The 5,267-nt window shown below is 39.0% G+C and carries 10 protein-coding genes; 5 read left to right on the top strand and 5 right to left on the bottom strand.

Features of this window, described 5'->3' with window-relative positions; translation table 11 throughout:
- Positions 1 to 59: 59 nt before the first annotated feature.
- Positions 60 to 341, top strand: coding sequence for a peptidoglycan DD-metalloendopeptidase family protein (locus tag CK510_RS34470; RefSeq protein WP_095724388.1), 282 nt, complete (start codon positions 60 to 62; stop codon positions 339 to 341).
- A 183-nt stretch (positions 342 to 524) separates the two neighbouring features.
- Here CK510_RS34470 and CK510_RS25765 read toward each other — a convergent pair whose 3' ends face one another.
- Both CK510_RS25765 and CK510_RS25760 read right to left on the bottom strand, forming a co-directional pair.
- Complete coding sequence (locus CK510_RS25765) at positions 525 to 959, bottom strand: type II toxin-antitoxin system VapC family toxin (protein ID WP_095724386.1); 435 nt, start codon at positions 957 to 959, stop codon at positions 525 to 527.
- The gene (locus CK510_RS25760; RefSeq protein WP_095724385.1) at positions 956 to 1,174 is read right to left on the bottom strand and encodes a hypothetical protein; all 219 of its coding nucleotides are present in this window, start codon (positions 1,172 to 1,174) and stop codon (positions 956 to 958) included. The genes CK510_RS25765 and CK510_RS25760 overlap by 4 nt, the downstream gene beginning before the upstream one ends.
- Before the next feature lie 185 nt (positions 1,175 to 1,359).
- Here CK510_RS25760 and CK510_RS25755 point away from each other — a divergent pair, with 185 nt between their 5' ends.
- The 3 genes from CK510_RS25755 to CK510_RS25745 all read left to right on the top strand — a co-directional run bounded on the left by CK510_RS25755 (position 1,360) and on the right by CK510_RS25745 (position 2,320).
- A complete protein-coding gene (locus tag CK510_RS25755; RefSeq protein ID WP_095724384.1) occupies positions 1,360 to 1,557 on the top strand; it encodes a DUF2281 domain-containing protein in 198 nt (65 codons plus the stop codon).
- Positions 1,554 to 1,760 (top strand): type II toxin-antitoxin system RelE family toxin, encoded by a 207-nt coding sequence (locus tag CK510_RS25750; protein WP_095724383.1) that lies wholly within the window; start codon positions 1,554 to 1,556, stop codon positions 1,758 to 1,760. Before CK510_RS25755 ends, CK510_RS25750 begins: the two co-directional genes overlap by 4 nt.
- An 83-nt stretch (positions 1,761 to 1,843) precedes the next feature.
- Positions 1,844 to 2,320, top strand: a complete 477-nt coding sequence (locus CK510_RS25745; protein WP_095724382.1) for a Uma2 family endonuclease — start codon at positions 1,844 to 1,846, stop codon at positions 2,318 to 2,320.
- 77 nt (positions 2,321 to 2,397) lie between these two features.
- On the opposite strand, the gene CK510_RS25740 is transcribed toward CK510_RS25745, so the two are convergent.
- The 3 genes from CK510_RS25740 to CK510_RS25730 form a co-directional block, all read right to left on the bottom strand.
- Complete coding sequence (locus CK510_RS25740) at positions 2,398 to 2,781, bottom strand: DUF5615 family PIN-like protein (protein WP_143289441.1); 384 nt, start codon at positions 2,779 to 2,781, stop codon at positions 2,398 to 2,400.
- 1 nt (position 2,782) lies between these two features.
- The gene (locus tag CK510_RS25735) at positions 2,783 to 3,142 is read right to left on the bottom strand and encodes a DUF433 domain-containing protein (RefSeq protein WP_245912436.1); all 360 of its coding nucleotides are present in this window, start codon (positions 3,140 to 3,142) and stop codon (positions 2,783 to 2,785) included.
- Between the two features lie 180 nt (positions 3,143 to 3,322).
- Positions 3,323 to 4,819 (bottom strand): beta-barrel domain-containing protein, encoded by a 1,497-nt coding sequence (locus CK510_RS25730; protein WP_095724381.1) that lies wholly within the window; start codon positions 4,817 to 4,819, stop codon positions 3,323 to 3,325.
- A gap of 180 nt (positions 4,820 to 4,999) precedes the next feature.
- Here CK510_RS25730 and CK510_RS32040 point away from each other — a divergent pair, with 180 nt between their 5' ends.
- The gene (locus tag CK510_RS32040) at positions 5,000 to 5,236 is read left to right on the top strand and encodes a hypothetical protein (RefSeq protein ID WP_158224964.1); all 237 of its coding nucleotides are present in this window, start codon (positions 5,000 to 5,002) and stop codon (positions 5,234 to 5,236) included.
- Positions 5,237 to 5,267 lie beyond the last annotated feature (31 nt).

The raw sequence follows: 5,267 nt of genomic DNA, 5'->3' as shown, positions 1-5,267 counted from the left end.
TCTCGTGTTTACTCCTTTAAATGTTGGGTTTGAGTGCTTTTTCACTTCTTTTCAAATAAATCTGTCAGGCAGTCAGCTTTATAGCTGTTGAAGATACAAATGGTAGAGTTTGGGTTTATGGTCATTTACAAAGCTTAGGTCAATGGAAAGCAAACGCTCCTGTAAAAGTTGGAGATCAAATCGGTACTGTTGGAAATCAACTAGGCAGTAATGCACATTTCCATCTAGCCGTTGGGACTAAAGCATATGGTGGTTCTGTTGCTGGAGGAACAGAAGTGAACGTTAGAAATGCAACAGTTAGTCCTTTGCAAGCTTACTGGGAATGGAGAAATAAAAACTAGCTGACATCTCATAATAATCGAGATATATTGCTGTTTATCCTCAATAAAAGGGTTTAGCAATGCTAAACCCCTACAGGTTACGATGCGATCGCGTTTGTTGAGTTTGAAAGTTTATGCGATCAGCTTTGTATGCAGAGTGCGAAGTTTGCGCGACGTAAGTCGTTCGCATTCTCTGCTTAGATACTATAAAGCAACTGTCCAATCCTCGATCATTAGTCCTGATACTTTACTAAAATCTCGATGATTGCGAGTTAACAGAACGAATCCACGACATAAGGCAACTGAAGCGATTCGTGCATCCATTTTCGCCAGTTGAATTCGTTGTGAATGTAATTTCTCAAATGCCGCAGATGCATTACGGTCAAATAAAACAAGAGGCAACACTTTAAAATCATTGATAAGCTGTGCCATCATTTCATATCCTTTCACAACATCGTCTGGGTTTTGAGCACGATTGATATAAGCATGACAACCAAGCACTTGTTCGTGAAATGTAACGCTGGACACGGCAAAATCTGATAGCGGATATTGAGCCATACGTGCCGGAATGTTTATGTAATCTTGCCCAGTTTGGCGTTGAAGAATACTGAGATGATCTGTATCTAATAAATATTTCATACCTCGTCCGTTTGGACTTCGAGAAGAGACTCATCCCCTTGACGAATTCCTTTCCCATAAGCGAGTACCTCTTCAAAAGCTGGCTCATCTTTGAAAGAGCCAGTAATTTGTTGCAACCAATTGGTTGTCTGGGGAGTCGATACTTGCTTTTGCAACTGGACGATCGCAGATTCTACTGCTGCAAGCCGTTCTTCTAAAGAGGTGTTGGTTGCCATTTTGAGTTCTTCTTGAATCGACAGTCCAATTATACAGAAAATTTCTAGATCATCTTGATGTGTAAGGACTTAGCGATCGCGTTTGTTGAGTTTGGGAGTTTATGCGATCGCATTTTTTGACTGAGTTAGCAAGACTCCTATAACTGCGATTATATAATAGAGCCAACCAGCATGAATCAGAATTTATGAATGCCAAACAAAAAATAATTGAAGAGATAGAAAACGTACCAGAAGAAATCATAAACGAGGTTTTGGATTTTTTACTTTTTTTGAAAGCTAAAGAAGATAAAGAAGATTTAGAAGATGCCAAAGCTGCATTAAAAGAAGCACAACAGCTTGGTACGATTTCCTTGGGTGAACTTAAAAGGGAATTAGGTTTGTGAGTTACGAAGTAGAGATTACACCAGCAGCAAAAAGACAGATAAAAAAATTACCCAATGATATTCAACAGAAAATAGTTGCTAAATTGGAAGAACTTGCTTTTAAACCTCGTCCTGATGGTGTGACAAAATTAGAAGGTTCGGATAATTTATACAGAGTTAGATTGGGAAAATCCAGAATGCGATCACATTCTCTTCTCAGATAGCATAACTGCATTGAAGTGCGATCGCGGTCTAACTCAGGTTAAAATTAAATTAATCGTTCTCTCACTTCTGGAAAATATGAATTATGAAATGGGAAGAAGTTTGTGAAAATAAAGATTTACAAGATTTACCCTTCAAAATCGAATTAAATAAATGGGGTCAAATTGTCATGAGTTCTGTCAAAATTAAACATTCTTTTTACCAAGGGAGAATCCAACGGTTATTAGAATCTTTAATAAATACTGGAGAAGTGATGCCGGAATGTGCGATAAATACATCGGATGGGGTTAAAGTTGCCGATGTTGTTTGGTGTTCTGAGGAACGATTTGCTCAAATTGAAGATGAAGTGTCAGCATCGATTGCACCAGAAATCTGTGTAGAAGTTAAATCGAGTGGTAATTGTCTGGAAGAAATGGAATTTAAACAAAAATTATATTTAGAAGCTAAAGCGATAGAAGTATGGTTATGTAATGAACAAGGTGAAATGAAATTTTATAATGAACAAGGTGAATTAGAACAATCTTTATTAGTTCCTAAATTTCCTCAGCAAATTAAACGCTAATTAATGAATCTGGTTGTAATTAAGTGTGGGATTTCGTGTTTTCAAGCGAATAATTACAATCTGACGTAACTCAATATTTAATATTCCTGCACAATAAAAACTTGTGCCGAATATCCTTTTTGATTTTGTTTTTTAATTCTAATTAACCTACCTGCTATAAGTTGAGTGTTATTGACAATAAACTCTCTGATTTTCTCTGCTTGACCTTTATAATCTCGGTCGTCTTTACAAATTAAAATACCGCTATGTTTGTAACCTTGTTGATGAAGGCTAATAAAGTCCTCTCTGTTGAGGGTAACGATAATTCGCTCTTGCTCGTAAGCGAATTTTAGTACGTTTTCATCACTAATTGATTGATTTGCTTGCCCTGCATCATATGATGTCAAAACATCATAGCCAAATTTACGTAACTCTTCAACTAGATCGAAGGGAACATTTTCATTGGTATAAAATTTAATCATTTTAATTATCTTCAGCTATAACTTGGTCAATTTCCTCTGGGTTTTGTTCATAATATAACCAAGCTGCTGCTAAATCTTCTACTGTCAAAAATGGATAATTTCTTAGTAATTCTTCTTGAGAAGCACCCTGCTTTTGAAATGAAACTAGAGTCCAAATAGGAATACGAGTTTCCCGGATGCGTGCATTTCCTCCGCAGACACCAGAAGTTTTTTTAATTAACTTTTCCTGAGTTATTTTAGATAGAGGTTTTTCTTCTAAAACTAAAACTATTTGATATTCTCCAGGAGGCATATTAACTGGTATATCAACTGTGAGTTTTCCATTAGCATCAATTATTGCTGTTGCTTGGAGGGTTTTCATAAAAAATAGTCCGTGGATAAGTCCTCATATTGTAGAGACTGGTATAAGCTGTTCCGCATTTAAATCATATAATCCAAATTATTATAATTATTGTGGGGTGGGCATCCCTGCCTGCCCTAATATATAATTTAGGTGCTTTTTAGCTTATTACGTCTCTACAATAATGTATCAACCAATTTCCTATCTAACAGAGAAAGCTTCGCTAAATCGACGGGTAACTGGCTCCGTAATAAAGGTTAAAACAGACTTTTTACGGGTGACAATTTCCCCATTAGCCGTCATCCCTGGTGTAAATTGTACCTCCTTACCCCGCACCGTCAAAGAGTGCTTACTGAGTTTGATTTGGGTGGGAAATACTAAACCTAAATCTTTGTCTGCGATCGCATTGGGACTAACTTTGAGAACTTCGCCTTCGATAGTACCAAATTCCTGAAATGGAAAGGTTGCCATTTTCACTTTTGTTCTCATTCCCTGACGAATAAAACCGATGTCGCGATTCAATACTTTGACTTCGAGGAGCAATTCCTCCCCATCTGGTAATATTGACAACAATTCTTCGCCCGATTGTACTGGACCCTTAGTTGCCTTAATTTTGTAAACCGTACCTGCAACAGGTGATTTGATGCTTTCGTACTCAGTTTGCTTGCGGGCTTGATTGAGTTTTCCTGATACATCGGCGAGTTCTTCGCGCCGCTTGTTCATCTGGGTTAAAACTTCGCTTTGCCGTTCTGATGCTAGCCGTTGTGCCTGGTTTTTGGCTCCCTGAAATGCTGCTTGTGCCTGTTTAACTTCTTGAACTTGGGCAGCCATGTCTTTTTGTAGGGATACTACTTTATCTTGGGCTTCAGTGATTTTGTTTTGGTTGTTGGTAATTTCGTCGTCAGCACGGGTAATTTCGGCGTTGGCACGGTTGAGTTGATCCTGTGCTTGGAGGTAGTCGAGTCGGGGAACTGCTCCACTGCCAATGAGGGTACGCATACTTTTCTCCCGTTGCTGGGCTAGGGCTACGTTATTATTGACTTTTTGCCGCAGATTTTTGGCGTTGGCAAGGTTGGTTTGGGCGTTTAATAAACTAGTTTGGGCGTTGGTATAGTTTTCTTCCAAACGGCTAAAGCGAACTTTTGCTTGGTCAATGGCAGATGCGAGACGATTTGCTTCGGCTTCGGCTGCGGCTTGTTTGGCTTCAAAATCCCGCATTCGTGCGGCTAGGAGTTCGTCTTGGATGGCGGTTCCGGCTATTTTTGTGCCTGCGCGTTCGGCATCAAGACGGCTTAAATCCTGTTGGATAAGTTTAGCAGATTGTGTGAGTCGGGCGACATCTAATTTTTGATATTCGGGGTCACGTTCGACTAATACTTGGTCTTTGGTAATGCGATCGCCTTCTTTGACACGTACTGCCATAATTGAACCATTACCGATGGATGTTACTGGACGCACTTGGGTTGATGCTACTATTTCCCCTGGAGCGGTGGCAACTTCATCGACTTCGGAAAAATATGACCATGCGATCGCGCTAAAAATTATCGCACTAATTGTACCCGCAAGCAGTCGTGTGTACAAGGGTGGTAATTCTTGTACTGCTTTGCCAAGTTCAAAGGATAATTGTTCTTCAGGACGAGCAAATATTTGTTTGGTTTGACGTGCTTGGGCAGCGTTTGCAGCTAAGGGAGAACGCATAGGATTATAAATTACTCAAATTGAATAAGTGTCTTCTTAAGAAGCTTTCTAGAGATTCTAATCGAAAATTAAATATTGCCTCTAATTTAGCAATTTCTTCTTTTGTACAGAAAAATTCGTTTGCCAGCAATGTCCGAAATCTTCCTAAGGCTTTTTCTGTTTGGAGGCTGGTTAATCCTAATGCACTGCGAAATCTATCTAAGTAAAGGTAGTGGCGGATTAATTATAACTGCTTCTCGATTAAAAATAAGACCAAAAATACGGGTATATGCTGCCGTATCAAAATTTCCCCACAATCAACTGATAATATTTGCTTGTCGGCAGCAGGGATACTGGCAGAATCAACAGCTATTTTTGCCACTTTCGATTTGGGGAGCATCCCACTTTTTATTTAGCGAGCAAAGATTAATCCATTAAGGTAAGCACAACGGTGAGCAATGACTTGAGG

This window comes from Brunnivagina elsteri CCALA 953 (assembly GCF_002289455.1).
Taxonomy (GTDB): domain Bacteria; phylum Cyanobacteriota; class Cyanobacteriia; order Cyanobacteriales; family Nostocaceae; genus Brunnivagina; species Brunnivagina elsteri.
The sequence above is the reverse complement of the archived record's forward strand: the minus strand, read 5'-3'. Positions and strand labels throughout refer to the sequence as shown.